The 24,902-nt window shown below is 55.9% G+C and carries 24 protein-coding genes and 1 other RNA gene; 15 read left to right on the forward strand and 10 right to left on the reverse strand.

From position 1 onward, the window contains the following. Nucleotides 1-64 precede the first annotated feature (64 nt). The gene (gene cof, locus INF58_RS13825; RefSeq protein WP_063451685.1) at nucleotides 65-883 is read left to right on the forward strand and encodes an HMP-PP phosphatase; all 819 of its coding nucleotides are present in this window, start codon (nucleotides 65-67) and stop codon (nucleotides 881-883) included. 40 nt (nucleotides 884-923) lie between these two features. Here the strand turns inward: cof and INF58_RS13830 are convergent, their stop codons facing one another. Next, on the reverse strand, nucleotides 924-1,970 hold the full coding sequence (locus tag INF58_RS13830; RefSeq protein WP_131636081.1) for a PLP-dependent cysteine synthase family protein: 1,047 nt from the start codon (nucleotides 1,968-1,970) through the stop codon (nucleotides 924-926). 115 nt (nucleotides 1,971-2,085) lie between these two features. Here INF58_RS13830 and INF58_RS13835 point away from each other — a divergent pair, with 115 nt between their 5' ends. The 5 genes from INF58_RS13835 to amtB all read left to right on the forward strand — a co-directional run bounded on the left by INF58_RS13835 (nucleotide 2,086) and on the right by amtB (nucleotide 7,975). Beyond that, entirely contained in the window at nucleotides 2,086-2,544 is a 459-nt protein-coding gene (locus tag INF58_RS13835; protein ID WP_022647254.1) for an Lrp/AsnC family transcriptional regulator, read from the forward strand. A gap of 30 nt (nucleotides 2,545-2,574) precedes the next feature. Next, nucleotides 2,575-4,329: a SmdA family multidrug ABC transporter permease/ATP-binding protein gene (locus INF58_RS13840; protein ID WP_112791906.1), complete on the forward strand. Its 1,755-nt coding sequence runs from the start codon at nucleotides 2,575-2,577 to the stop codon at nucleotides 4,327-4,329. Further along, complete coding sequence (locus tag INF58_RS13845; protein WP_193527889.1) at nucleotides 4,322-6,103, forward strand: SmdB family multidrug efflux ABC transporter permease/ATP-binding protein; 1,782 nt, start codon at nucleotides 4,322-4,324, stop codon at nucleotides 6,101-6,103. Before INF58_RS13840 ends, INF58_RS13845 begins: the two co-directional genes overlap by 8 nt. A 211-nt stretch (nucleotides 6,104-6,314) precedes the next feature. Then, nucleotides 6,315-6,653 (forward strand): P-II family nitrogen regulator, encoded by a 339-nt coding sequence (gene glnK, locus INF58_RS13850; protein ID WP_006809867.1) that lies wholly within the window; start codon nucleotides 6,315-6,317, stop codon nucleotides 6,651-6,653. A 35-nt stretch (nucleotides 6,654-6,688) separates the two neighbouring features. After that, nucleotides 6,689-7,975 carry an ammonium transporter AmtB gene (gene amtB / locus INF58_RS13855; RefSeq protein WP_193032652.1) on the forward strand — a complete coding sequence of 429 codons (1,287 nt, stop codon included), beginning with the start codon at nucleotides 6,689-6,691 and terminating at the stop codon, nucleotides 7,973-7,975. A gap of 94 nt (nucleotides 7,976-8,069) precedes the next feature. On the opposite strand, the gene tesB is transcribed toward amtB, so the two are convergent. Continuing rightward, nucleotides 8,070-8,930, reverse strand: a complete 861-nt coding sequence (tesB, locus tag INF58_RS13860; protein ID WP_193527890.1) for an acyl-CoA thioesterase II — start codon at nucleotides 8,928-8,930, stop codon at nucleotides 8,070-8,072. A gap of 203 nt (nucleotides 8,931-9,133) precedes the next feature. On the opposite strand from tesB, the gene INF58_RS13865 reads away from it, so the two are divergent. Next, nucleotides 9,134-9,661, forward strand: a complete 528-nt coding sequence (locus tag INF58_RS13865) for a YbaY family lipoprotein (RefSeq protein WP_063869041.1) — start codon at nucleotides 9,134-9,136, stop codon at nucleotides 9,659-9,661. A 37-nt stretch (nucleotides 9,662-9,698) separates the two neighbouring features. Here the strand turns inward: INF58_RS13865 and INF58_RS13870 are convergent, their stop codons facing one another. Then, the gene (locus INF58_RS13870) at nucleotides 9,699-10,010 is read right to left on the reverse strand and encodes an MGMT family protein (protein WP_063869039.1); all 312 of its coding nucleotides are present in this window, start codon (nucleotides 10,008-10,010) and stop codon (nucleotides 9,699-9,701) included. A gap of 170 nt (nucleotides 10,011-10,180) precedes the next feature. On the opposite strand from INF58_RS13870, the gene ffs reads away from it, so the two are divergent. Beyond that, nucleotides 10,181-10,277: signal recognition particle sRNA small type (ffs, locus tag INF58_RS13875), an RNA gene on the forward strand. Nucleotides 10,278-10,391: 114 nt separating this feature from the next. Here ffs and INF58_RS13880 read toward each other — a convergent pair. Then, complete coding sequence (locus tag INF58_RS13880; RefSeq protein WP_227415094.1) at nucleotides 10,392-12,881, reverse strand: BsuBI/PstI family type II restriction endonuclease; 2,490 nt, start codon at nucleotides 12,879-12,881, stop codon at nucleotides 10,392-10,394. A 412-nt stretch (nucleotides 12,882-13,293) separates the two neighbouring features. Here INF58_RS13880 and INF58_RS13885 point away from each other — a divergent pair, with 412 nt between their 5' ends. Continuing rightward, a complete protein-coding gene (locus tag INF58_RS13885) occupies nucleotides 13,294-13,545 on the forward strand; it encodes a hypothetical protein (RefSeq protein WP_063451676.1) in 252 nt (83 codons plus the stop codon). Then, entirely contained in the window at nucleotides 13,542-13,757 is a 216-nt protein-coding gene (locus INF58_RS13890; RefSeq protein ID WP_015571263.1) for a hypothetical protein, read from the forward strand. The genes INF58_RS13885 and INF58_RS13890 overlap by 4 nt, the downstream gene beginning before the upstream one ends. A 70-nt stretch (nucleotides 13,758-13,827) precedes the next feature. On the opposite strand, the gene INF58_RS13895 is transcribed toward INF58_RS13890, so the two are convergent. Beyond that, nucleotides 13,828-15,249 (reverse strand): PLP-dependent aminotransferase family protein, encoded by a 1,422-nt coding sequence (locus tag INF58_RS13895; protein WP_193527891.1) that lies wholly within the window; start codon nucleotides 15,247-15,249, stop codon nucleotides 13,828-13,830. 84 nt (nucleotides 15,250-15,333) lie between these two features. Here INF58_RS13895 and INF58_RS13900 point away from each other — a divergent pair, with 84 nt between their 5' ends. The 3 genes from INF58_RS13900 (at nucleotide 15,334) to INF58_RS13910 (ending at nucleotide 20,286) form a co-directional block, all read left to right on the forward strand. Continuing rightward, complete coding sequence (locus tag INF58_RS13900; RefSeq protein WP_193527892.1) at nucleotides 15,334-15,945, forward strand: YitT family protein; 612 nt, start codon at nucleotides 15,334-15,336, stop codon at nucleotides 15,943-15,945. A gap of 77 nt (nucleotides 15,946-16,022) precedes the next feature. Beyond that, a complete protein-coding gene (locus INF58_RS13905) occupies nucleotides 16,023-17,093 on the forward strand; it encodes a LacI family DNA-binding transcriptional regulator (RefSeq protein ID WP_193527893.1) in 1,071 nt (356 codons plus the stop codon). Nucleotides 17,094-17,196: 103 nt separating this feature from the next. Next, nucleotides 17,197-20,286, forward strand: coding sequence for a beta-galactosidase (locus INF58_RS13910; RefSeq protein ID WP_193527894.1), 3,090 nt, complete (start codon nucleotides 17,197-17,199; stop codon nucleotides 20,284-20,286). A gap of 19 nt (nucleotides 20,287-20,305) precedes the next feature. On the opposite strand, the gene INF58_RS13915 is transcribed toward INF58_RS13910, so the two are convergent. Beyond that, complete coding sequence (locus tag INF58_RS13915) at nucleotides 20,306-21,874, reverse strand: EAL domain-containing protein (protein WP_193527895.1); 1,569 nt, start codon at nucleotides 21,872-21,874, stop codon at nucleotides 20,306-20,308. 226 nt (nucleotides 21,875-22,100) lie between these two features. On the opposite strand from INF58_RS13915, the gene INF58_RS13920 reads away from it, so the two are divergent. Together INF58_RS13920 and ykgO are read left to right on the forward strand one after the other, a co-directional pair. Then, nucleotides 22,101-22,361, forward strand: coding sequence for a type B 50S ribosomal protein L31 (locus INF58_RS13920; RefSeq protein ID WP_063451670.1), 261 nt, complete (start codon nucleotides 22,101-22,103; stop codon nucleotides 22,359-22,361). Nucleotides 22,362-22,363: 2 nt separating this feature from the next. Continuing rightward, nucleotides 22,364-22,504, forward strand: coding sequence for a type B 50S ribosomal protein L36 (gene ykgO, locus INF58_RS13925; RefSeq protein ID WP_063451669.1), 141 nt, complete (start codon nucleotides 22,364-22,366; stop codon nucleotides 22,502-22,504). 37 nt (nucleotides 22,505-22,541) lie between these two features. Here the strand turns inward: ykgO and INF58_RS13930 are convergent, their stop codons facing one another. The 4 genes from INF58_RS13930 to tomB all read right to left on the reverse strand — a co-directional run bounded on the left by INF58_RS13930 (nucleotide 22,542) and on the right by tomB (nucleotide 24,505). Beyond that, nucleotides 22,542-23,009 carry a YlaC family protein gene (locus tag INF58_RS13930; protein ID WP_063869025.1) on the reverse strand — a complete coding sequence of 156 codons (468 nt, stop codon included), beginning with the start codon at nucleotides 23,007-23,009 and terminating at the stop codon, nucleotides 22,542-22,544. 116 nt (nucleotides 23,010-23,125) lie between these two features. Further along, entirely contained in the window at nucleotides 23,126-23,677 is a 552-nt protein-coding gene (maa, locus tag INF58_RS13935) for a maltose O-acetyltransferase (protein WP_193527896.1), read from the reverse strand. A gap of 207 nt (nucleotides 23,678-23,884) precedes the next feature. After that, nucleotides 23,885-24,103 carry an HHA domain-containing protein gene (locus tag INF58_RS13940; protein WP_010428174.1) on the reverse strand — a complete coding sequence of 73 codons (219 nt, stop codon included), beginning with the start codon at nucleotides 24,101-24,103 and terminating at the stop codon, nucleotides 23,885-23,887. A gap of 27 nt (nucleotides 24,104-24,130) precedes the next feature. Then, nucleotides 24,131-24,505 carry an Hha toxicity modulator TomB gene (tomB, locus tag INF58_RS13945; RefSeq protein ID WP_006809850.1) on the reverse strand — a complete coding sequence of 125 codons (375 nt, stop codon included), beginning with the start codon at nucleotides 24,503-24,505 and terminating at the stop codon, nucleotides 24,131-24,133. Nucleotides 24,506-24,902 lie beyond the last annotated feature (397 nt).

Consider the following 24,902-nt stretch of genomic DNA (forward strand, 5'->3'; position numbering starts at 1 on the left):
TACTTCCGTATATCTCACGTAATACTGATGCACAAGTTAACCGCATCACATTTCGGGAGTAATCATGGCTCGGCTCGCTGCATTTGATATGGACGGCACGCTGTTAATGCCGGATCACCGTTTAGGGGAGAAAACCCTCAACGCCCTTAAGCGCCTGCACGAGCGTGAAGTCACCCTGACGTTTGCCACCGGTCGTCATGTCCTTGAAATGCGCCATCTGCTGGGAACATTTTCCCTCGATGCGTTCCTGATCACCGGCAACGGGACGCGCATTCACTCCGTCGACGGCGAGGTGCTGCACCGTCAGGATCTGAACCCGGAAGTGGCCGATATTGTCCTTCACAGCGCCTGGGATACCCAGGCCAGCGTGCACGTTTTTAACGATGAAGGCTGGTTTACCGGGCGTGAGATCCCGGACTTGCTGCACGCGCACGTCTACAGCGGCTTTAAGTATCAGCTTATCGATTTGCGCCGTATTCCGGCACACAAGGTGACCAAGATCTGCTTCTGTGGCGATCACGACGACCTCTGCCGCCTGCGCATTCAGCTTAACGAGGCGCTGGGCGACCGGGCACATTTGACCTTCTCAGCGGTGGACTGTCTTGAAGTGTTGCCGGTGGGCTGTAACAAAGGTTCTGCGCTGGCGGTGCTGAGCGACCATCTGGGGTTGACGATGCAGGACTGTATGGCCTTTGGCGATGCCATGAACGACCACGAGATGCTGGGCAGCGTTGGCCGTGGGCTGATCATGGGGAACGCGATGCCGCAACTTATCGCTGCGCTCCCTCATTTACCGGTTATCGGACACTGTCGTAACGAAGCGGTGTCCCATTTTTTGACACATTGGCTGGACAAAAATAACCTCCCATATTCCCCCGAATAGCGAGATCCTTCCAGCAAGCCAGGCTTAAGTCTGGCTTTTTTTATTTCACCAGCTGAGAAATCTGCGCTTTCCACGGTTCAACATCGCCAATATTGGCCTGTACCCATTGCGCGTTGTAATAGGTCTCCAGGTAGCGCTCTCCGCTGTCGCACAGCAGCGTGACGACAGAGCCGGTACGGCCTTCTTCACGCATCCTCACCGCCAGCTGTAGCGCGCCCCACATATTGGTGCCGGTTGAGGCCCCGACCTTACGGCCAAGCTGTGTCTCCAGCCAGTGCGCCGTCGCGACGCTGGCAGCGTCCGGTACGCGAAGCATCTCATCCACGACGTCCGGAATGAACGACGGTTCCACGCGCGGGCGGCCAATCCCTTCGATTTTGCTACCCACGGGGCTACGCAGGCCGGCATCGCGGGATTGCCAGTAATCAAGGAACACCGAGTTCTGCGGATCGACCACCATCAACTGGGTATCGTAGCCCTGACAGCGAATGTAGCGTCCGATAGTGGCGGAGGTTCCGCCCGTACCGGCGCTCATCACAATGTACGACGGAACCGGATGCGGTTCGTGGGTCATCTGGCGGAAAATACTGTCCGCAATATTGTTATTGCCGCGCCAGTCTGTGGCGCGCTCGGCGAAGGTGAACTGGTCCATATAGTGGCCGTTCAGCTCGCGGGCCAGCATTTCGGAGGCCGCATAAATTTCGCAGGCGCTTTCCACAAAGTGGCAGCGTCCGCCGTAAAATTCGATCTGTTCGACTTTGCGTTTCGCCGTGCAGGAAGGCATCACGGCGATAAACGGCAGGCCCAGCAGGCGGGCAAAGTAGGCCTCGGAGACGGCAGTAGAGCCGGATGAGGATTCAATAATCGTGGTGCCTTCTTTAATCCAGCCGTTACATAAACCGTATAAAAAGAGTGAACGCGCCAGGCGATGCTTCAGGCTACCGGTAGGATGGGTACTTTCATCCTTCAGATAGAGCTGAATACCGGGAAATCCCGGCAGAGGCAGGCGGATTAAGTGGGTGTCTGCCGAGCGCTGATAGTCGGCATTTATTTCGCTGATGGCATGTTTAACCCAGGTGCTATTCATCGTAGTTATCCGTTTGTCATTTTGTGCCCAGCATAGCGAAAAGCACAGAAAAAATTGTTGCTATCTGGCCTTTAAAATAGAATGCATGGAGAATAATTATCTCTGCGAGGTGGGTATGCTAGATAAAATTGACCGCAAGCTGCTTTCTTTGCTGCAAAGCGACTGCACCCTCTCTTTGCAGGCGCTGGCAGATGCCGTTAATCTGACCACCACGCCGTGCTGGAAGCGCCTCAAGAAGCTGGAAGATGATGGCATTCTGCTGGGACGCGTGGCGCTGCTGGATCCCGAAAAACTGGGGCTTGGGCTGACCGCCTTCGTCCTGATAAAAACGCAGCATCACAGCAGCGAATGGTACAGCCGCTTCGTCACGCAGGTTTCCGATATGCCCGAGGTGCTCGGCTTCTGGCGCATGGCGGGGGAATACGACTATCTGATGCGCGTTCAGGTGGCGGACATGAAGCGCTACGATGATTTTTACAAGCGGCTGGTCAACAGCGTACCGGGCTTGTCCGATGTCACCTCCAGTTTTGCCATGGAACAGATTAAATACACCACAGCATTACCCATTGAATAACATCATAAAATACCTTCAGGAAAATACCGCGTGCGATTATTTGCCCAATTAAGCTGGTACTTTCGTCGGGAGTGGCAACGCTACCTCGGCGCGGTGGCCCTGCTTATCATCATTGCCATCCTGCAACTGCTCCCGCCCAAAGTGGTGGGATACGTCGTGGATGGCGTTACCGAACAACATTACACCGCCGCACGGGTGATGATGTGGGTTGGCACGCTGGTGCTGACGGCCGTGGTGGTTTACCTGCTGCGCTATGTCTGGCGCGTGCTGCTGTTCGGCGCGTCCTACCAGCTTGCCGTGGAGCTGCGCGAAGATTTTTACCGCCAGCTGAGCCGCCAGCACCCTGAGTTTTATCTGCGTCACCGTACCGGGGATCTCATCGCCCGCGCCACTAACGACGTGGATCGCGTGGTGTTTGCCGCCGGCGAAGGGGTATTAACGCTGGTGGATTCCCTGGTGATGGGCTGTGCGGTATTGATTGTGATGTCTACGCAAATTAGCTGGGAGCTCACTCTGCTGGCGCTACTGCCGATGCCGCTGATGGCGCTGGCGATTAACCGCTACGGCGAGCAGCTCCATGAACGCTTCAAGCTGGCGCAGGCGGCGTTCTCGTCGCTGAACGATCGCACCCAGGAGAGCATGACCAGCATCCGCATGATCAAAGCGTTTGGTCTGGAAGACAGGCAGTCCGCGCTGTTTGCCGCAGACGCCGCCGACACCGGCGCGAAAAACATGCGCGTGGCGCGGATTGACGCCCGTTTCGATCCGACAATTTATATTGCGATTGGCATGGCGAACCTGCTGGCGGTTGGCGGCGGCAGCTGGATGGTGGTGCAGGGCACGATGACCCTCGGTCAGCTAACCAGCTTTGCGATGTACCTCGGGCTGATGATCTGGCCGATGCTGGCGCTGGCCTGGATGTTTAATATCGTTGAGCGCGGGAGCGCCGCCTACAGCCGTATCCGCGCCATGCTGGCGGAAGTGCCGGTGGTGAACGATGGCAGCGAGCCGGTACCGGAAGGTCCGGGTATCCTGAAGGCTGACGTTCGCGCCTTTATCTACCCGCAAACGGAACACCCGGTGCTTGAAAACGTCAGCTTCACGCTGCGGCCTGGTCAGATGCTGGGCATCTGCGGCCCGACGGGGTCCGGAAAAAGTACCCTCCTGTCACTCATTCAGCGCCATTTTGACGTGAGCGAAGGCGATATCCGTTTCCACGACGTCCCCCTGCCGCGCCTGCTGCTGGATGACTGGCGCAGCCGCCTGGCGGTCGTCAGCCAGACGCCGTTTTTGTTTTCCGACACCATTGCCAACAATATCGCGCTCGGGTGCCCGACGGCGACGCAGGACGAGATCGAGCACGTAGCGCGCCTGGCCAGCGTCCACGAGGATATTTTGCGCCTGCCGCAGGGCTACGACACGGAAGTGGGGGAGCGGGGCGTGATGCTCTCCGGTGGACAAAAGCAGCGTATCTCCATCGCCCGCGCGCTGCTGCTGAACGCTGAGATCCTGATTCTGGATGATGCGCTGTCGGCGGTTGACGGGCGTACCGAGCATCAAATTCTGCATAACCTTCGCCAGTGGGGAGAGGGGCGCACGGTCATCATCAGCGCGCACCGTCTGTCGGCGCTTACCGAAGCCAGTGAAATTCTGGTGCTTCAGCACGGACATATTGCCCAGCGTGGTCAGCATGAGCAGCTCGCCGGACAGACCGGCTGGTATCGGGATATGTACCGCTATCAACAGCTTGAAGCCGCGCTGGATGAGGAGGTGGCCGATGCGTAAGTTTGGACAGATGTGGCCGACGTTAAAACGGCTGCTCGCCTATGGCTCACCGTGGCGCAAACCGCTTTCCATCGCCGTGCTGTTGCTGTGGATCGCCGCGATTGCGGAGGTGACCGGCCCGCTGCTAATCAGCTATTTCATCGATAACATGGTGGCGAAGCGCTATCTGCCGCTGGGGCTGGTGGCGGGGCTGGGCGTGGCGTATGTCGGGCTACAGCTGACGGCGGCGGGGCTACACTATGCGCAGTCGCTGCTGTTTAACCGGGCCGCCGTGGGCGTGGTTCAGCAGCTACGCACGGATGTGATGGATGCCGCGCTGCGCCAGCCGCTGAGCGAGTTTGATACCCAGCCGGTCGGACAGGTTATTTCGCGCGTCACTAACGACACCGAAGTGATCCGCGACCTGTACGTCACCGTTGTCGCAACGGTTCTGCGCAGCGCCGCGTTGATTGGCGCGATGCTGGTGGCGATGTTCAGCCTGGACTGGCGTATGGCGCTGGTGGCGATCGCTATTTTCCCGGCAGTGCTGATTGTGATGGTGATTTACCAGCGCTACAGCACGCCGATTGTTCGTCGCGTGCGCGCTTATCTTGCGGATATAAATGATGGCTTCAACGAAGTGATCAACGGCATGAGTGTTATCCAGCAGTTTCGCCAGCAGGCGCGTTTTGGCGAGCGAATGGGGGAAGCCAGCCGCTCGCACTATATGGCGCGGATGCAGACGTTACGTCTGGACGGCTTCCTGTTACGCCCGCTGCTGAGCCTCTTCTCTGCGCTGGTGCTGTGCGGGCTGTTGATGCTGTTTGGCCTGACGACGCGCGGAACCATTGAGGTGGGGGTACTGTACGCGTTTATCAGCTACCTCGGACGCCTCAACGAACCGCTGATTGAACTCACCACGCAGCAGTCGATGCTGCAACAGGCGGTGGTCGCGGGCGAGCGTGTGTTCGAGCTGATGGACAGGCCGCGTCAAACCTATGGCGATGACGACCGCCCGCTGGAAAGTGGATCTATCGCGTTCGATCATGTTTCGTTTGCCTATCGCGACGACCAGCTTGTCTTGCAGGATATCAACCTGGATGTGCCGTCGCGCGGTTTTGTCGCCCTGGTTGGGCATACCGGCAGCGGCAAAAGCACGCTCGCCAGTTTGCTGATGGGCTACTATCCGTTGACGCAGGGGGAGATCCGTCTGGACGGACGGCCTCTTGCCGCGCTTAGCCACAACGCGTTGCGCAAGGGAGTCGCGATGGTGCAGCAGGATCCGGTGGTGCTGGCCGATACCTTTTATGCCAACGTGACGCTGGGGCGACCGTTCACGCCTGAGCAGGTCTGGGAGGTGCTGGAGACGGTACAGCTGGCGGATCTGGCGCGCGGGTTAAGCGAGGGGATCTATACCCGGCTGGGCGAGCAGGGCAACAATCTCTCCGTCGGGCAAAAGCAACTGCTGGCGCTGGCGCGCGTGCTGATTGAGACGCCGCAGGTGCTGATTCTGGATGAAGCGACCGCCAGCATCGACTCCGGTACCGAGCAGGCGATCCAGCAGGCGCTGTCTGCCGTGCGGGATCGCACCACGCTTGTAGTGATCGCCCACCGCCTCTCAACCATCGTCGATGCCGATACCATCCTGGTGCTGCACCGTGGTCAGGCCGTTGAACGGGGAACGCACAGGGAGTTGCTTGAGGCAAAAGGGCGCTACTGGCAGATGTATCAGTTGCAGCTGGCAGGCGACGAGCTGGCCGCCAGCGTACGCGAGGATGAGTCACTCAGCGCCTGATGCACCATTCCAAGGCAATGTGCTAACAGACATACCTGTTGGTGCAAAACGGAAACGCACCCTGCACCGTCATGGTGCGTTTTTTTTCACCCGTTCTCTGAGCATGCGCGCCGCGCCGCTTTCCTTCTCACATTTCACTTCTGGCACACCCTTTGCAATGTCCCTTTCGTGTTAGCTGCGGCCATTACCGAATTCTGACTGGAGGGGATTTATGAAGCTGGTTACGGTGGTAATCAAACCATTCAAACTCGAAGACGTGCGTGAAGCGCTGTCTTCCATGGGTATTCAGGGGCTGACCGTCACCGAAGTGAAAGGCTTTGGGCGTCAGAAAGGTCATGCCGAGCTTTATCGCGGGGCGGAATACAGCGTTAACTTCCTGCCAAAAGTGAAGATTGACGTGGCGATTGCCGACGATCAGCTTGATGAGGTGATTGATGTGGTCAGCAAAGCGGCCTACACCGGCAAAATTGGCGACGGCAAAATTTTCGTTGCTGAACTACAGCGCGTCATTCGCATCCGTACCGGCGAATCTGACGAAGCGGCGTTGTAAGTAACTCCTGGCACACAGTGATAGGGATCGAGAAAATGAAGAGAACAACAATGAAAACAGCTCTGGGGTCGCTGGCACTGCTGCCGGGCCTGGCAATGGCTGCACCTGCCGTGGCAGACAAAGCCGATAACGCGTTTATGATGATTTGCACCGCGCTGGTGCTGTTCATGACGATCCCGGGCATCGCGCTGTTTTACGGCGGCCTGATCCGCGGCAAGAACGTGCTCTCCATGCTGACGCAGGTTGCCGTCACGTTCGCGCTGGTGTGCGTGCTGTGGGTGGTTTACGGTTACTCGCTGGCCTTCGGCGAGGGTAACGCCTTCTTCGGCAACGTTAACTGGGTGATGCTGAAAAATATCGAGCTGACTGCGGTAATGGGCAGCTTCTATCAGTATATTCACGTCGCGTTCCAGGGCTCGTTCGCCTGCATCACCGTGGGGCTGATTGTGGGCGCGCTGGCCGAGCGTATCCGTTTCTCTGCGGTACTGATTTTTGTAGTGGTCTGGCTGACGCTCTCCTATATCCCGATTGCGCATATGGTCTGGGGCGGCGGTCTGCTGGCTTCCCATGGCGCGCTGGACTTTGCGGGCGGTACCGTTGTGCACATCAACGCCGCGGTAGCAGGCCTGGTCGGCGCATACCTGATTGGCAAACGCGTGGGCTTCGGGAAAGAAGCGTTCAAACCGCACAACCTGCCGATGGTCTTTACCGGCACAGCCATCCTCTACTTTGGCTGGTTCGGCTTCAACGCCGGTTCAGCCAGTGCCGCTAACGAAATCGCCGCGCTGGCCTTCGTGAATACCGTAGTGGCAACCGCCGGCGCTATCCTCTCGTGGGTATTTGGCGAGTGGGCCGTTCGCGGCAAGCCTTCGCTGCTGGGCGCCTGTTCAGGGGCGATTGCCGGCCTGGTGGGTATCACGCCAGCGTGCGGTTACGTGGGCGTGGGCGGCGCGCTGCTGATCGGCATCGTCGCCGGTCTGGCGGGGCTGTGGGGTGTTACTGCGCTGAAACGTATTCTGCGCGTTGACGATCCGTGCGACGTGTTCGGCGTGCACGGCGTGTGCGGCATCATCGGCTGCGTGATGACGGGTATCTTCGCGGCGCAGTCTCTCGGCGGCGTGGGCTACGCGGAAGGCGTGACCATGATGCACCAGGTGCTGGTCCAGCTGGAAAGCATTGCCATTACCGTTGTCTGGTCGGGCGTGGTGGCCTTTATCGGCTACAAGCTGGCCGATATGACCGTCGGGCTGCGCGTGCCGGAAGAGCAGGAGCGCGAAGGTCTGGACGTCAACAGCCACGGCGAGAATGCTTATAACGCATGATTTGCGTGCTTTGCCGGGTGGCGGCTTCGTCTACCCGGCCTGCAAAAACAGGATCCTCAGGCCCGGTAAGCGTAGCGCCACCGGGCTTTTTACATCATCCTCTGTTACGCATGACCCCTTCCTGGACCGTCGAGGCCACCAGCACGCCAGCCTGGGTATAAAACTCCCCGCGTACAAAGCCGCGCGCGCTGGACGCAGAGGTACTCTCCACGCTGTAAAGCAGCCATTGGTTCATATCGAACGGACGGTGGAACCACATAGAATGGTCAATCGTGGCAACCTGCATCCCTTTTTCCAGGAATCCCACGCCGTGCGGCTGTAGCGCAACCGGCAGGAAATTGAAATCCGACGCATACCCGAGCAGATACTGGTGCACACGCAAATCTGCCGGAACGCTGCCGTTGGCGCGGATCCACACCTGACGGGTGGGCTCGGAAGCGTGACCCTTCATGGGGTTATGAAATTCTACCGGGCGGATCTCCAGTGGCTTATCGCACAGAAACTTCTCTTTTACCTGCGGCGGCAGCAGATGCGCGAGCGCGCGCGCGATGTCGGTTTCCGATTTCAGATCGTCCGGCGACGGGGCAGGGGGCATCGTTTTTTGATGCTCATACCCCGGCTCTGGCGCCTGGAACGAGGCGGTCATGTAGAAGATGGGTTTACCGTGCTGGATGGCCGCCACGCGGCGGGCGCTGAAGCTTTGGCCGTCACGCAGAACTTCCACGTCGTACACAATCGGTTTAGCGCTGTCGCCAGGGCGTAAAAAGTAGCTGTGGAACGAATGCACCAGACGGTCTGCCGGGACGGTCTCCTTTGCGGCATACAGCGCTTGCCCCACGACCTGGCCGCCAAAAACCTGGCGTAAGCCTAAATCTTCGCTCTGTCCGCGAAACAGCCCTTCTTCTATTTTTTCCAGGTTCAGCAATGTCAGCAGATTGTTCAGTGCCTGACTCATAGTGGTCCTCAATAAACGCCGTGGCGAAAGATACGCAGAGTATAACGCAGAAACGAGAGTGGTCCGATGGGTGGAATTATCTTAATACCAGGCCAAAATTAGGCATTAATCCGTGATTTGTGCCACACTTGTTTACGTTATGTGAATAAAACGACATCGGATGGGATCGATCCCGCCGGTGCATTGATGATAAGGAGACTTCAATGAAACTCGTGCCTATGTTAAGCGGTGTTGCAATGGCGGTAGCGCTGTCCGCCTGTGCGGATAAGAGTGCCGATGTCCCGGTGCCAACGGCAACCCCAAACGGGATTAACACCCTTTCACAGCAAGCTATTCGACAGCCTAACGTATCCGGTACTATCTGGATCAAGCAGAAAGTTGCTCTGCCGCCGGACGCGGTACTCACGGTTACGCTGTCCGATGCCTCTCTGGCGGATGCACCGTCGAAAGTGCTGGCCCAGCGCGCGGTTCGTACAGAAGGTAAACAGGCACCGTTCAGCTTCGTGCTGCCGTATAACCCGTCTGACGTGCAGCCTAACGCACGTATCCTCCTGAGCGCGGCGGTAACGATCAACGATAAGCTGGTCTTTATCACCGATACCGTGCAGGAAGCGGTTAATAAAGGCGGTACCAAAATCGACCTGACCCTGGTTCCTGTCCAGCAAACGGCAGTGCCCGTTGCGCCACAGACCAACCAGCCGACTTTGCCAACAGCACCGACTCAGCTGTAATTTTCTTTCGCCCTCTTCAGGCCTCCTGAAGAGGGCGTCAGTACTCCCACCGATACTTCTGCATATCAATCTGTCCTGACCCGGACACCTGAACCCCTTCTGAGAGTAATGCCTGACGCTGGCGCTGCAAGTCTGGCCCGGTGAGAGAGATCGCGCCATGGCGGTTGACGACCCGATGCCATGGTAACGTGCTCCCCTCCGGTAGTCTTCTTAGCACACCGCCAACCTGACGCGCCGCGCGTGGAGAACCTGCGAGTCGGGCAACTTCACCGTAGGTAGTGACATAACCTTCCGGAATTGAGGCCACAATTTGCCACACTCGCTGTGGGAAAGTGTCATGTTCGTCCATTGTTTCTCCTGCGGAAAATCAGCGAAGGGGTAGGGTAAACGAAGATAAAGCAGATTGCCGGGGCAGTTTGCGCAATAATCCAGCATCCGGTTGCCAGCGGCTTGCAATTGTAGTGCTCCACAGGGATAATGCGCCAGCGCGTTGGTTATCAACGCTCTCAATGGGGGCTCTGTTGGTTCTCCCGCAACGCTACTCTGTTCACCAGGTCAGGTCCGGAAGGAAGCAGCCAGGGCAGACGACGTGGGTGCCGGGATGTAGCTGGCAGGGCCCCCACCCATTTGTGCTAACGCTATGGCTTAATAGCGCATTTCTTTGCCGACAATCGCTCTGATGCAGAGCCGATTATATCCGGCTCCACTAATCATAGATGACGCTTCAAGCTTAAGTATGGGGTCCAAGGAACCGATCGCCGTTCAGGTGGATCATATGCGTTGGCGCGTCAGCTACCCAAACCTCTGTTTCCCAGGATAATTCCATAAGATATTTCGCCATCACCTTCCGGTCTGGGAAGGCCGTAACGTATACCAGTCCAGGTTTAGCATTCGCAAATAATTTTGCTAACTCACCGTGACGCTTTCCATCGACGGGCCCATGCGAAGTGACCGATTCAATTAACAGTAACCAGTTGCGTTTTTGCCAATAAAGAACAACATCGGGCAGTTTACCTTTTCGATCAACGATAACGCCCAGTTCCGCAAGCCGCTCTTTTCTAAAATGATCATCCTTCGCACCCGTATCTCCGATGTAAATAACTTCTGCTTCAGGAGCGAAACGAGGACCAAACTCAACGATGATATCCTTGATAAGCTGGCTATGTGCGCCGGGGCTTAATTCTAATTCTGTACCGTCATTCAGTTTTAATGGCACCATTTCCATTTTTCGCGCCATAGCATACTGCTCAACTAAGGTTGGTACGTTGCCCCTGTGTTCCTCAAGCGCTTTTTCCCATTTAGCGGAACCATAGTTGAGTAACACTGTATGCAGTTCAGGCGCTATCTGATAGCAAGCCTTAGGTGAGTTGACAGGGCGATCGGGCTTATCCGGGTTATATATTGCTATTCCGCCATCACAAAACTGATGCAGCGTTTGTCGCCGGAAGGTTTCGCGCGTGTTTGGGGCGTACTCTTTGCCGTAGACGTCTCTACACCAATCCATGATCGGTGTCACACCCATCATCGGGCGTTCAATTTTCTCCCAATCGCCATCGGGATGAAGATCGAGCAATGCAAGCAAAGTTAAAGCTGAACGTTCGTTTATTTGCGCACGAGGCATTCCCAGTTGACGCAACACATCAAGCGCTTGCTCAATCTTTTCCTGCGCTTTCAGTGGGTCAGCTATTTTTCCTTTGGTCATGAGGTTCAACTCCCTGTTAATGATTTCGTCTATCTGATTCTGACTGAGCACTTCATCACCGAACTCACCACCCATCTTTCGCAGAACTTCCAGTGATGGATAATGAATTGCTCTTAAATCAGAGGCATTTATCTGAGTGTGCCCGCCAAACTGACGGTAATACTTGTCCAGCAAAGTGCAGTTCAGATAGACATAAAGCCCGCGGGCAAGATCCGCATCCATACCCGTCTTCTGCACATGGAAAACATTGGTCTTATTGTCGAAACCGATCAGCTCACCCGGTAAAGAGGAGTCATATAAGGTTGCTACAATGCGACGTTTTTCTTCTTTGCTGCTAAATCTTTTTACAATCAGGAAATTACCATGGTTTTTCCATAACCAGGGTCTTGATGAATCGGAAACCCTGATTGCATTAGGTTTTTTGCCATCAAGGGGCCAATTAACTTTTCCATGCAAATGCTGAGGAAAAAGAAGCGGCACTGATTCAGAATCCATGCTTTCTCTGAGATCTTCTCTAAGACGAAAGTCAACTACCGGTCCTGTACTAACCTGAACGCCAAGCTCGCCCAGAGTAGATGTAAAAGGGGATAATCTCTCGATTATGTCCTGTTCTCTGGGGCTGGCGGCGATATGAATGAACTTTTGCTTGTCCTCTGGGTTAACTATTTTGTCTATCGACACCTTGCGTTGCGTCATATCGGTGGCAGTGGTTTGCCCGGATTCTTCATCCAGATGAAAATCAGACGTTGGGCTGGATGTAATGATAACCTGCCCCTGCGGAACACCTTTTACACAGTGAATAATAATATTTTCCTGAAGCACTTCATCTTCAGAAAATGCCGCATTACGGGAGTCGAAAATGTGGATGTGCTTAATAGACGTTTCCGACAGTAATTGCTTACGAAAAGGCTGGTAGTACGGACCATTACAGAAAGAGCGTGGAATAATTGCCACTAACTCTCCTCCCATTTTCAGCTGTTTCAAAGCTAAGGCAACAAATCCAGAGTATAAGTTGACCGTTTCTATGCCAGCTTTGCGTAAAGAGTCCCGGTGTGCGCTCGAAGAGAGAATTTTTTTATAGGGTGGATTCATAATCACATGGCTATAAACCCCCGGCTCTTCACGGGTCGATATACTTTTGGCCGCAAGACTTGCCTCGAGTATATAATCTACCTTTCTGATTTTATGGGATAATTTCCCATTTGCAGCCTCATTGCAGGCTCTCAGCGTCTTTCTAAGATACGTCAGCATCACATCTTCAATGTCGATGGCGTCAAGCTCAATCTTTTCGACTTCAGCCATCAATGCCCGTTCTATGAAAGCCGCAGAGAGCGACCCCACTCCACAGCCTGGGTCAAGTAGCGTTATGTCACCTTTTATGTCGTCAAACAGGCTTGCCATGAACAGACAAATCGGAGCCGGGGTCATAAACTGACCAAATGCAGATTTTGTCTTTGGATTTAATAGCTTATTCGCTTCTTTTCTATGCTGATCGGCCAATTCCAACAAGCGCATCATATTTCCACTGGGTAACAAAAAAGTTCAAATTGCATACCGCTCCTGTGTAGCCCGGAAGTGTATCAAGAGTCAGAATGCTTTACATGCCGGCAATGTTACTACAAACAGAGAAGCGATCTGGAAGTCTTTGGTCTGTAGGAGGTTGCTTTGCAGACCGCTAACCTTCCCTGCACCACGGCTGGTCGCCAACTGTCCCATAACTGTTCAACGACTGCTTTACCAGGCCCGTTATTCTGTCGTGCAATATATCCTTCATTTAACTGAAATAATATTGTCATGAACCTGTAATAATAGACTGTCATTTTATTATCGGGCGTCTTTTTGTTGTCATAAGCAAAAAAATATATATCTGGATAACATACATATCTTCGTGTATTAAATTAAACACGTGTTCCGAAAGGATGTGACAATCATGGTTACTGCGGTTTTAAACGTTAAAATTGATGAAGCGCTAAAAGAAAGACTTCGCCACTATGCGGAAGATAATAATGAGAATTTAAGCGTGACCACAGAGAAACTGCTGCTGCTGGCATTTGAAGCGGTAGAAGAGGCGGGAGTATCGGAAGAGGATATTGATAATCAGCATACGGAAGAAGAGAGCGTAACTCCATTTACTCCTAAAGAAATCAAAGCACTACGTAAACTTCTGAAGAAGAGAAAATGAAACAACAACTATCGACGGCCAGCGACTACAACGAGGCCTGTAATCTGTTACGTTCCGGCTACGTGAAACATGTTCGTCTTGGCTGGAATGTAGGAAGTGACGAGTTCTTTCGAATTGCATCTGACTGGTGTGATACCGGTGCAAAAATAAAGAAAGAAGGGGATAATTTCATTATTTCACTGAAAGGCTTCCCGATTCCTCCTCAACATTAAGTTGTTCTTCATGAAAACTGCTGACTGCATGCGTTACAGTCAGCAGTTTTTATTGTTTCTGGCGAAAAATTTACACCAGGCTCCGTTTTACTGGCGGTGTACTTCTGTTTAAGGCAAGCCACAGCGGTTTGATCCGCAATAATGCCTCTTCAAGTTCTGGCGGATTGAGGGAGAAAGGCATGCGCAGGTAGCGGTCGAACGCGCCTGAAAGCCCAAAGCGCGTGCCGGTGCCCATAATGATGCCCGTCGTCTCGGCGCGTGCCGCCAGCTGCGTCGCCAGCATGCCGGGTAACTCTATCCAGTATGAAAGTCCTCCCTCCGCTTCCTGGAACCGCCATTCGGGAAAATGTTCCCGCAGCATCTGGCCGCAGCGGTCGCGCCGTTCTGCCAGCATTTTCCGGCGAGCGGGCAGAAAAGTTTCACTGTTTTCGATAAGCCACAGCGTGGCCAGCTGTTCCAGCACCGGTGAGCCCAGATCCAGCGTGTCGCGCGTCTGCGCGAGCGTGGCGATAGTGCGGGACGAGGCGCGGATCCAGCCGAGACGAAGCCCACCCCAGAAGCTTTTTCCAGCGGAACCCAGCGTTATGACGGCGGCCTCCGGGTTAAAGGCGGCCAGCGGCGGCGGCGGGGGAGCATCGAACCAGAGATCGACCATGGTTTCATCCACGACCAGCGTGGTGCGGGTTTGCGCGGCAATGTGGGTTATGGTCTGGCGCGTTGCGGCATCCATACAGCGCCCCGTCGGATTATGAAAATCCGGCATCAGATAGGCCAGACGCGGGGCGGTCTGGGCAAGCGTTGCGGCAAAACCGTCGGTATCCCAGCCCGTTTCAGGCAGCGAGACGCCCACGGGCCGGCAGAGCGCCCCCTGAATGGCGGCGATCGCCAGCGGGTAGGTAGGATGATCCACCACCACGCGATCCCCGGGACCGGTCATCATTCTTAAGATCAGGGCGAAGCCGCTGACGGCGCCGTTCACCACCATCACTTCGTCTGCCCGGGTCGGCAAACCCCGTGCGGTGTAGCGGGTGGCAATGGCTTCACGCAGGGCCGGGAGCCCGAGCTGATCGTACCCGGTTAGCGCCAGGTTCGGTGTGAGGGCCGTCAGCGCGTGGGCGTAGGCCTGGTGGATCTCGGGCCCCGCGTTGAGCGCGGCGGTAGAGAGATCAAGCGCCGCGCTGGCAGTGGAAAGGGTGGGCACCGCGCGGCTGTCGGGCAGGATCGCGCGCGAACCGCTGCCCTGACGGCTCTCCAGATACCCCTCTTCCCGCAGATGTGCCAGCGCGCTGCTGATGGTGGTGCGGCTGACGTCCAGTGCGGCGGCCAGCTCCCGCTCTCCGGGCAGGCGAGTGTTTAGCGCCAGCCTGCCATCCAGAATCAACAGGCGTAGCGCGTCAGCCAGCTGGCGCCACAGCGGGGTGCGGGAAGAGGCTTGCTGCCAGTGCCCTAACAGGCGAACCAGAGACTGGCTACCAAAACGACGTGATGACATGAGCAGTCCACTATTTGAAAACTGGACATTAATCATAGTGCCATTTTCACCGAAGATGGAACCGGGTTCTTCGGAGAAGAGAAAATGGTACGTCGTCTGGTACAACTTTATGTCGGTTTAGGCCTGTACGGGCTTTCAACCGCGATGTTTATTCGTTCGGATCTGGGGGTAGACCCCTGGAATGTCTTTCACCTTGGCGTCGCCATCCAGACCGGGATGAGCATCGGCACGGTGATTATTTTAACCGGAGCAGCGGTGCTGCTGCTGTGGATCCCGCTGCGTCAGCTTCCGGGGCTGGGTACGGTCAGTAACGTGATTTGTATCGGCCTGGCGGCTGATGCGTCAATGGCGCTGATCCCGGAACTCACCTCGCTGCCCGTGCGCATTATCCTGCTGGTTTCGGGCATTGTGGTTAACGCCCTTGCCACCGGGATGTATATCGGGGCGGGTTTTGGTGCTGGCCCGCGCGACGGCCTGATGACCGGTATACACGCCCGGCTGGGCTGGTCGATTCGCAGCGTGCGTACCGCGATCGAGGTGAGCGTGTTAATCATCGGCTATCTCCTCGGGGGAGCGTTTGGCGTTGGAACCGTGCTGTATGCGTTAACTATCGGCCCGCTGATCCAGCTCTGTTTGCCGTGGTTTCGCCACCGGCCGCGCGTTCAGAAAGCACCGCAGCCGGAGCGGATTGTCTAATTTTGCGAAGCGCTCACAGGCTATAATGGCGTAACTGTGTCAGAATAGTGGCTACACTTTTTGCGACGCCAGAATGTATGAAAGCGATCACTCTCTATGACGTTGCCCGCGAGGCGGGCGTTTCTTATCAGACCGTTTCCCGGGTGATTAACGACGCGGAACACGTTTCTGCCCGCACGCGGGAAAAGGTCCGCCAGGCCATGGCGGCGCTACACTATGTGCCTAACCGTGGCGCGCAGCAGCTGGCCGGGAAACGCACCCGCACGCTCGGGTTGATAACGACCGATCTGGCGCTGCATGCGCCGTCGCAAATCGTCTCAGCCGTAAAATCCCGGGCAGTGGAGCAGGGGGCAAGCGTGCTCATCTCTATGGTGGAACAGCCCGCGCAGTGTCAGGCTGCTTTGCAGGAGTTACTGGCGCAGCGCGTGGAGGCGCTGCTGGTGAACGTTCCGCTGGAAGATGCACAGGCAGAAATGCTTCAGGAAATGGCTTCGCCGATCCCGGTTCTTTTTCTCGATGTTTCCCCCTTAGCCAGGGTGAACAGCCTCGTGTTCAATGCCGAACAGGGGGCTGGTCTGGGGGCGGAGCATCTGCTTTCGCTGGGGCACCGGCGAATTGCGCTGCTCGCCGGTCCGGAAAGTTCCGTCTCTGCTCGGGCGCGTCTGGCGGGATGGAAAACCGCGCTCGCTCAGTCCGGCGTTGAGGCGTTTGCAGTGGCGCAGGGCGACTGGAGCGCGGCCTCCGGCTACGAGAAAGGGCATCAGCTTTTATCGGGCCCGGCGCTGCCCGACGCGATCCTCGTTGCGAACGATCAGATGGCGCTCGGCGTTATACGCGCCTGTGCGGAAAAAGGGATTGCGGTACCGGGTCAGATCTCGGTGGTCGGATTTGATGATACGGCCGACAGCGCATGGTTTTCACCCCCGCTGACCACCATTCGGCAGGCGTTCCGCGAGGCCGGTGAGCGCAGCGTGGAGTGGCTCCTGGCGCCCACTCCTCACGACGAACGCTGGCAAAAACAGCTTCCCGTTACGCTGATCGTTCGTCACTCCACCGCGCCGCACGCGACGCAGCAGGCCGATCGTGAAGATCTGGCGCAGCAGCTACGAACGCTGGCGCTGCTGGCGGAGAAACTGGCGCGCAGCTAGCGCTTTTGTGATCGGGCTCGCCTGGTGACGATCAAAGTCTTTACCACCACCGTTTACCAGGGCATGTTGACTAAAATTGTGAGCGCTTCGCAAAGAGGTTGATATGTCTTCTGCATTACTGCTGACCCTCAGCGCACTTCTGGCTCGTCGTGACTGGGAAAACCCCGGCGTGACGCAATGGAACCGTCTGGCCGCACACGCGCCTTTTCATAGCTGGCGCGATGAAATTCTCGCCCGGGAGGATAAGCCTTCGCTGAGCAAGCGCACGCTTAACGGCGTCTGGCAATTCAGCTTTTTCGCCGCGCCAGAGCAGGTTCCCGAGGCCTGGGTAGCGGACGAACTTGCTGACGCCGTTGAGATGCCCGTGCCGTCGAACTGGCAGATGGAGGGATTTGATACCCCCATTTATACCAACGTCACCTATCCGATAAATGTGAACCCGCCGTATGTTCCGGCTGAAAACCCTACCGGCTGTTACTCGCTCACATTTGAGGTGGATGACGCCTGGCCGCGCAGCGGACAGACCCGCATTATTTTCGACGGGGTCAATTCCGCTTTTCATCTGTGGTGTAACGGCCAGTGGATGGGCTATTCGCAGGACAGTCGTCTGCCCGCGGAGTTTGACCTTAGCGCGGTGCTGCGACCGGGGCAGAACCGCCTGGCGGTGATGGTGTTACGCTGGTGCGACGGAAGCTACCTGGAAGATCAGGACATGTGGCGGATGAGCGGCATTTTCCGTGACGTTTCGCTGCTGCATAAGCCGGAAACGCGGATTGCCGATTATCAGGTCGTGACCGATCTGAATGCCGAATGCGATCGGGCGATACTCCGGGTTGACGTGGCGCTGGAAGGCTCACGCTACGCCGAATGCGAGGTGGCGTTTACCCTGTGGCGTAACGGCGAAGCCTGCGCGCAAACCACGCAGCAGCCAGGATCGGCCATCGTTGATGAACGCGGCAGCTGGGCGGAGCGGCTCACGGTTGCGATACCCGTGAACGATCCCGCGCTGTGGAGCGCCGAAACACCAGAACTCTATCGTTTGACAATGTCGCTTCGTGATGCGCAGGGCAGTGTGCTGGAGACCGAAGCCTGCGATGTCGGCTTCAGGCGCGTCGAAATCAGCAATGGTTTGCTGAAGCTCAACGGCAAGCCGCTGCTGATCCGCGGCGTGAACCGTCACGAACATCATCCTGAGAAGGGGCAGGTGATGGATGAGGCGACCATGCGCCGCGACATTGAACTGATGAAGCAGCATAACTTCAACGCCGTGCGCTGCTCGCATTATCCGAACCATCCTCTATGGTACACGCTTTGCGATCGCTATGGCCTGTACGTGGTTGATGAGGCGAATATCGAGACCCATGGCATGGTGCCGATGAGCCGCCTGGCGGACGATCCGCGCTGGCTGCCCGCCATGAGCGAGCGCGTAACGCGTATGGTGCAGCGGGACCGGAACCATCCGTCAGTCATCATCTGGTCTTTGGGGAACGAATCTGGTCATGGAGCGAACCACGATGCGCTGTACCGCTGGCTGAAAACCACCGATCCCACGCGTCCGGTGCAATATGAAGGCGGCGGCGCCAGTACGGCGGCAACCGATATTATTTGCCCGATGTATGCCCGCGTCGATCAGGATCAGCCGTTCCCGGCGGTGCCAAAGTGGTCGATTAAAAAGTGGATCGGCATGCCGGACGAAACCCGTCCGCTGATCCTGTGCGAGTATGCCCACGCGATGGGCAACAGCTTTGGCGGCTTTGCCAGCTACTGGAACGCATTCCGCAGCCATCCCCGGTTGCAGGGGGGCTTTGTCTGGGACTGGGTCGATCAGGCATTAACCAAAAAAGAGGAAAATGGCGCGGCATTCTGGGCCTACGGCGGCGATTTTGGCGATAAGCCCAACGATCGTCAGTTCTGCCTCAACGGGCTGGTGTTCCCCAATCGCACCCCGCATCCCGCCCTTTTCGAGGCGCAGCGTGCCCAGCAGTTCTTTACCTTTACGCTGGTGAGCACCTCTCCGCTGGTCGTCGAGGTACAGAGCGATTATCTGTTCCGTCATACCGACAACGAACGTCTGCAATGGTCGGTGGCGCGTGACGGTGCGGTAGTGGTTTGTGGCGGCATGACGCTTTCTGTCGCGCCCCAGGAGGCGCAACGCATTGAGATCCCGCTGCCTGAATTTGCCGCTGAGCCGGGTGAGGTCTGGCTCAATTTGGAAGTCGTCCAGCCGCAGGAGACGCCGTGGTCGCCGTCCGGCCACCGTTGTGCCTGGGATCAGTGGCCGCTCCCGGCCCCGCTGTACGTTGCGCCCGCGAATGTGGAAGGTACGGCCCCGCAGCTAACCACGTGCGGCGAGGCGCTGGAGATTGTCCATCAGCAGCAGCGCTGGCAGTTTAGCCGCCTTACCGGAAACCTGACCCAGTGGTGGAACGCGGGGGCTGAAACGCTCCGTTCTCCGCTAACGGATAACTTTACCCGCGCGCCGCTGGACAATGATATCGGCGTCAGCGAGGCGACCCGCATCGATCCGAACGCATGGGTGGAGCGCTGGAAGGCGGCGGGGATGTATGAGATGTCGCCGCGCCTTCTCCAGTGTGAAGCGGAGGAGCACGCCCGTGAGGTGGTGGTGACCACGCAGCACGTCTGGGAATCCCGGGGGAAAGCGCTGTTTGTCAGCCGTAAGATCTGGCGGATTGACGATCGCGGCGCGCTGCACGGTGACGTGCAGGTGACGGTAGCGTCTGATATTCCCGAGCCTGCTCGCGTGGGCCTGAGCGTTATGCTGGTGGATATCCCGGAAACCGTGCGCTGGCTGGGGCTGGGGCCGCTGGAAAATTATCCGGACAGAAAGCTGGCGGCGCAGCAGGGGCGCTGGACGCTTCCGCTGGAAGCCATGCACACGCCGTATATCTTCCCGACGGAGAACGGCCTGCGCTGCGACACCCGCGAGCTGGCGTTTGGCGCGCATCGGTTGCAGGGGCGGTTCCATTTCTCCGTGAGCCGCTACAGCCAGCAGCAGCTGCATGAGACAACGCATCAGCATCTGCTACGGAAAGAGCCGGGTTGCTGGTTGAACCTGGACGCCTTCCACATGGGCGTAGGGGGAGATGATTCCTGGAGCCCGAGCGTGGCGCCGGACTTCCTTCTGCAAAACCGGCAGCTGCGCTACACCTTCTGCTGGCAGCAGAACGGCTGAATAAAAGCACCGGCTCCGCTCAGGCGGAGCCGCTGTTGAGATTGCGCTCGGCCCAGAGAATGAATTCCGCCTCAGGCAGCGCCTTGCTGTAGTACCAGCCCTGTCCGTACTGCACGCCGTGGCGATGCAGCCAGGCAATCTGTCCTTCCGTTTCGATGCCTTCTGCCACCATCGCCAACTCGAGCGATTTTGCCATTTCGATAATGTGCGGAGTGACGTTTTTATACTCCAGCGCGTGCACGAAAGATTTATCGATCTTCAGGGTATCGACATCCAGATCCTGGAGATAGCTCAGGCTGGAGTAGCCTGTACCAAAATCGTCAATGTAGACGGCGTGTCCGGCACGGCGAAACGCCGCGATGGCCGGGGCGCTGACGGCGGGATCGGCGAAGCCGCGCTCGGTTAACTCCAGCGCAATCTGCTGCGGGTGGACTTTCCATTTGTTCAGCAGCTGGCTCAGCAGGCGCGGCAGCTCCACGGACGTTAAATCGGCTGGGGCCAGGTTAACGGAAATGTGCAGCTCCGGATGATGATGCAGCCAGTCGCCCAGCTCGTCGAAAATCTTATCGATTGCCAGCAGCGTTAACTGGGAAATCAGCCCCGTTTGCTCAGCCAGAGGGACAAATATATCTGGCGACAGGTTGCTGCCATCCGGCTGCGGCCAGCGCATCAGCGCTTCGGCTCCTACCAGTTTGCCGCTGCACAGCGCCACGATGGGCTGATAGTGAACCTGGATCTCCCGGTTGTTTATCGCGTCCATAAGGCGGTTACGCGGAGACTGTAGCCGGCGGAGGATCCGCAGAACAATCAGGGCCGCCGCCAGGCTAATCAGCACGCCAGCCGGCAGCCAGATGAGCAGCTGCTGGTGCCAGGCTTCCGCCAGCGGCTTCAGCGAGGCCCAGGCAATGACGGTAAACCCCAGCTCGGGCACGGGCTTCAGAATGTACATCGAGCCGTTGTACTGAACGCTCGTCATCTCCTGCCGATCCTTAACAATCGAGAGGATATGCGGATCGAGGACATGACTTCTGGCAAATATGCGCTGTGTCGTGTTGCCCACCAGGGCGGCATCCATCGAGATTTCGCCGAACGGAACGACATCTACAAGCGATGCCGGATCGACCATCACCAGATAATGCCCTTTCCCGATCACCACCATATAGCGGTGAATGCCGAGGTCGTTTTGCGAGGTGAGCCACGTGCTGTAACCGTCCTCGGTGATGCGCACCGGAGGCGGCAGAGCATCCGTATTACTCGACTGTTCCAGGGAAGAGCAGAGCGGCTTCAGGTTATCGACATACATCACTTCCTGAACATAGCGCCAGGAGAACGCGACCCGGCGCATTTCACGTAAATGCAAGGGAGTGCAGGGCGGGGCGTTGAACGACTGTAGGTGCGTGAGCGCCTGTTTAGCCTGCACGACAACTCTGTCGGTACGGATCAGGACGCGCGAGGCATAGCCGTCCAGCGCCTCCACAAACTTTTCCTCTGCCTGACGATGCGCCAGCCAGATACTGAGGCAAACGGGGACCAGCACAGAAATGATCAGTACGCCCGTGACCAGGCTCACCAGATGTCGGGTTCGCATGCCGTTTTTCCTTCCCATTTTCCCATGAAGGGCAGTGAGTTTGCGCGCCAGAGGAGAAAGATTTTAGTGCTAAATGATATAGTTATAGCATGCGAAAGTCGCAGGCAGGTATCTGAATCCGCCTTTGTATAAAAGCCAAAAGTGCGCTGGATCGTCCTGGGGGTTGTTTTTGCAGCAAGGCTCGGCTAGTATTTTGTTATGTTATAACAATACACGAGAGTCAGATATGAAACCGAATATCCATCCAGCCTATCGCACCGTTGTGTTCCACGACACCACGGCTAATGAATACTTCCGCGTTGGCTCAACCATCAAGACGGACCGGGAAATCGAGCTCGACGGCGAAACGTATCCTTACGTCACCCTTGATGTCTCATCAAAATCGCATCCGTTTTATACCGGGAAGCAGAAGACCTTCTCCACGGACGGCAGCGCGGCGCGCTTCCGCAAGCGTTTTGGCGGCTTTCTTGATGCGAAGCGAGGCTAACCATGCAGGTACTTAACTCGCTGCGTAGCGCAAAGCAACGGCATCCGGATTGCCAGATCGTCAGGCGCAAAGGGCGTCTGTACGTTATTTGCAAATCCAATCCGCGCTTTAAGGCCGTACAGGGACGTAAAAAAAGGCGCTAAGCGGATGCTTAGCGCCTCTTCTCCGGCAACAGCCCTGCTAGCCGTTAGCAGGGCGAGAGAGCGTGAAAACGTCATAAAACGAAAGCTCTCCCTTCCTCGCCACCATTTTTTGCAGCTTCTCTTTAAGCCCGGCCTCGACTGAAGGTGAGCGCATGATGCTGTCAATAAGCTCGGGCGGCACGTAGCGCGTGTTGTACCACTCGCCGTTGTAGCACACGCGGAAATCTAGCACGTCGATATCTTCATACCGGTAGCGCGGGTTAACGTCGAAAAAGAAGAACGCGTTAAACACCACGAACAGCACAACCAGCAGCCAGACGGAATCGACCAGCGTTTCAGACCGCAGCATGACGATAAGCGTCGCCAGCCAGGCGGCGTACATCGCAACGAACAGTCCGGGGTGTTTACGGATAAAGCTGATGCTAAAGCGCGGGCGATTGTCGCGCTTTTCGCGGGCATTGAGATCGTCGATGGTGGCGGTAAGCAGGCGCTGTATCTCTGTCATTTTTTGCCTTTATACATATTGAAAATACAGGTGATCTGCCTATTTTATGAGAGGGGGTCAGGCGTGGAAAGTAACAGTTATGCCGGGAAAAAGCATAACAGTTACTCAGGGGGGCCTTAGAGCATTTTAATGATTTTCGCGGGATTTCCGCCCACGACCGCATTGGCCGGCACGTCTTTGGTCACAACCGCACCGGACGCGACAACCGCATTATCACCAATGGTCACGCCCGGGTTAATGACCGCCCGTCCGCCAATCCAGACGTTGTGGCCTATGGTGACCGGTTTGCCATATTCAAGTCCGCTGTTACGCGCGGTCGCGTCCAGGGGATGCGTGGCCGTATAGATGTGCACTCCCGGCGCGAGCATACAGTTATCGCCAATGCGGATAGGGCAGACGTCCAGCATAACGCAGTCGAAGTTAGCGTAAAAATTGTTGCCCAGGTAGATGTTATAGCCGTAGTCGCAGCGGAAGCTCGGCTCTATGTAGGCGCCTTCGCTTTGACCCAGCAGGTCAGCTAACAAGGCGCGTCGTTCGGCTTTCTCATCGGGGGCGGTATGGTTATAGCGGTGAATAAGATGACGCGCGCGTAAACGGTCAGCCCTTAACGTGTCGTCGCCAGGGCGGTAATATTCACCTGCAATCATCTTCTGTTTTTCGTCACTCATGGGAACCTCACTGGAATCGTTTTACGTAGCGTAAAGAGGATTAGCCAGAAAGGGAACGTTCCCTAAAAAGGGCTGTGACGGTAGTCACAACATTCTTGAGCATAGATACGTTTTACACGGGAACCTGGTGTTTGCACTTGAAGCGTAGTTCGAAGGTAAATTCAGCTTAACAACGGGCGTAGTGCCTTTACAGTCTCTTTTCAACGATTAACGAACAAATTTCCACACCGAAGTGGGGATCTTGTCATACAGTTTATTCATGGTCAGTTCAGCAAGACGATGGTCGGCAGCTGAATAAAATACCGCCAGTTCATTATCGGACAGCTCGTATTTATTTTTCTCAATAACCCGCTCGAGTGTGTCAATTGACTGGCAGCGTCGCAGGCGCATCAAATAATCGACTTTAGTTAATGGTTTATCAGACATAAATTCACCTTAGTAATTGTAATAATTTTAACAGGAAAGACTAACCGGATTAGCTCTGCTGACATTCGTGAAGCAGCGAAATAGACGGTTTCCTGATTTACGCCATTTCTGCAAATCCTGTGCGTTAATGCCGTAGCTGCTGAACAACATAAAGGTGTCGTCCAGGTATTCATCAATTTGCTCTATCAACTTATTATCTTCATTGTACTTAATTTTATAATTAAGTGCGAAGGTAGCGATATGCTCAATCAGCTCGTTTAGCTGTAAATTGATAGCAGACGTTGGATCGTTCACCCAGCCATGGTTACTTTCTTCAAGATTGGCGAGGCAGTCATGGTACAAGGATTCGCAGAGAAATTTCAACTGCGCGATATCATGCCTTTTTGGCGAGTACTCGTCCATAGCGCATCCCCTTCTGAGTGATTTTTTACTCACCGAACATCATGTCGGGATGGATACAACTTGCTTAGCTACACGGGAGCTGTGTTCCTGATAACTCTAACTATAAGCCACTCTGATCAAGATTTCATCGCGCTATTACGAAAAATTACAATTAAAACGTTACTGTGCGAGCCTTTACGCAAATGTTCCTTTAGCAGGGAACGCGTTAATCAGTAAAAAACGCAGTTTTTTATCGGTTCCTTAAAATTCATTGAGTTAGCGCAAAGTTTGATGTGAAGTCCGGAACCAGATATCTCAGATATTTTCTCTGAGTTAGGAATAGTCCGAATAATTTACGCCGCGAAATGATAATAAAAGAATGCTGAGTTCTTCGTATTGATTTTCGGCCTATTATGCC

Origin of the sequence: Enterobacter cloacae complex sp. P24RS (assembly GCF_014982165.1) — a bacterium.
GTDB lineage: Bacteria > Pseudomonadota > Gammaproteobacteria > Enterobacterales > Enterobacteriaceae > Enterobacter > Enterobacter quasihormaechei.

What these genes read in the sequence shown, in the direction of transcription:
- cof (WP_063451685.1), top strand. Translation starts at nt 65, where the DNA reads ATGGCTCGGCTCGCTGCATTTGATATGGACGGCACGCTGTTAATGCCG.
- INF58_RS13830 (WP_131636081.1), bottom strand. Translation starts at nt 1,970, where the DNA reads ATGAATAGCACCTGGGTTAAACATGCCATCAGCGAAATAAATGCCGAC.
- INF58_RS13835 (WP_022647254.1), top strand. Translation starts at nt 2,086, where the DNA reads ATGCTAGATAAAATTGACCGCAAGCTGCTTTCTTTGCTGCAAAGCGAC.
- INF58_RS13845 (WP_193527889.1), top strand. Translation starts at nt 4,322, where the DNA reads ATGCGTAAGTTTGGACAGATGTGGCCGACGTTAAAACGGCTGCTCGCC.
- glnK (WP_006809867.1), top strand. Translation starts at nt 6,315, where the DNA reads ATGAAGCTGGTTACGGTGGTAATCAAACCATTCAAACTCGAAGACGTG.
- amtB (WP_193032652.1), top strand. Translation starts at nt 6,689, where the DNA reads ATGAAGAGAACAACAATGAAAACAGCTCTGGGGTCGCTGGCACTGCTG.
- tesB (WP_193527890.1), bottom strand. Translation starts at nt 8,930, where the DNA reads ATGAGTCAGGCACTGAACAATCTGCTGACATTGCTGAACCTGGAAAAA.
- INF58_RS13865 (WP_063869041.1), top strand. Translation starts at nt 9,134, where the DNA reads ATGAAACTCGTGCCTATGTTAAGCGGTGTTGCAATGGCGGTAGCGCTG.
- INF58_RS13870 (WP_063869039.1), bottom strand. Translation starts at nt 10,010, where the DNA reads ATGGACGAACATGACACTTTCCCACAGCGAGTGTGGCAAATTGTGGCC.
- INF58_RS13880 (WP_227415094.1), bottom strand. Translation starts at nt 12,881, where the DNA reads ATGATGCGCTTGTTGGAATTGGCCGATCAGCATAGAAAAGAAGCGAAT.
- INF58_RS13885 (WP_063451676.1), top strand. Translation starts at nt 13,294, where the DNA reads ATGGTTACTGCGGTTTTAAACGTTAAAATTGATGAAGCGCTAAAAGAA.
- INF58_RS13890 (WP_015571263.1), top strand. Translation starts at nt 13,542, where the DNA reads ATGAAACAACAACTATCGACGGCCAGCGACTACAACGAGGCCTGTAAT.
- INF58_RS13895 (WP_193527891.1), bottom strand. Translation starts at nt 15,249, where the DNA reads ATGTCATCACGTCGTTTTGGTAGCCAGTCTCTGGTTCGCCTGTTAGGG.
- INF58_RS13900 (WP_193527892.1), top strand. Translation starts at nt 15,334, where the DNA reads ATGGTACGTCGTCTGGTACAACTTTATGTCGGTTTAGGCCTGTACGGG.
- INF58_RS13905 (WP_193527893.1), top strand. Translation starts at nt 16,023, where the DNA reads ATGAAAGCGATCACTCTCTATGACGTTGCCCGCGAGGCGGGCGTTTCT.
- INF58_RS13910 (WP_193527894.1), top strand. Translation starts at nt 17,197, where the DNA reads ATGTCTTCTGCATTACTGCTGACCCTCAGCGCACTTCTGGCTCGTCGT.
- INF58_RS13915 (WP_193527895.1), bottom strand. Translation starts at nt 21,874, where the DNA reads ATGCGAACCCGACATCTGGTGAGCCTGGTCACGGGCGTACTGATCATT.
- INF58_RS13920 (WP_063451670.1), top strand. Translation starts at nt 22,101, where the DNA reads ATGAAACCGAATATCCATCCAGCCTATCGCACCGTTGTGTTCCACGAC.
- ykgO (WP_063451669.1), top strand. Translation starts at nt 22,364, where the DNA reads ATGCAGGTACTTAACTCGCTGCGTAGCGCAAAGCAACGGCATCCGGAT.
- INF58_RS13930 (WP_063869025.1), bottom strand. Translation starts at nt 23,009, where the DNA reads ATGACAGAGATACAGCGCCTGCTTACCGCCACCATCGACGATCTCAAT.
- maa (WP_193527896.1), bottom strand. Translation starts at nt 23,677, where the DNA reads ATGAGTGACGAAAAACAGAAGATGATTGCAGGTGAATATTACCGCCCT.
- INF58_RS13940 (WP_010428174.1), bottom strand. Translation starts at nt 24,103, where the DNA reads ATGTCTGATAAACCATTAACTAAAGTCGATTATTTGATGCGCCTGCGA.
- tomB (WP_006809850.1), bottom strand. Translation starts at nt 24,505, where the DNA reads ATGGACGAGTACTCGCCAAAAAGGCATGATATCGCGCAGTTGAAATTT.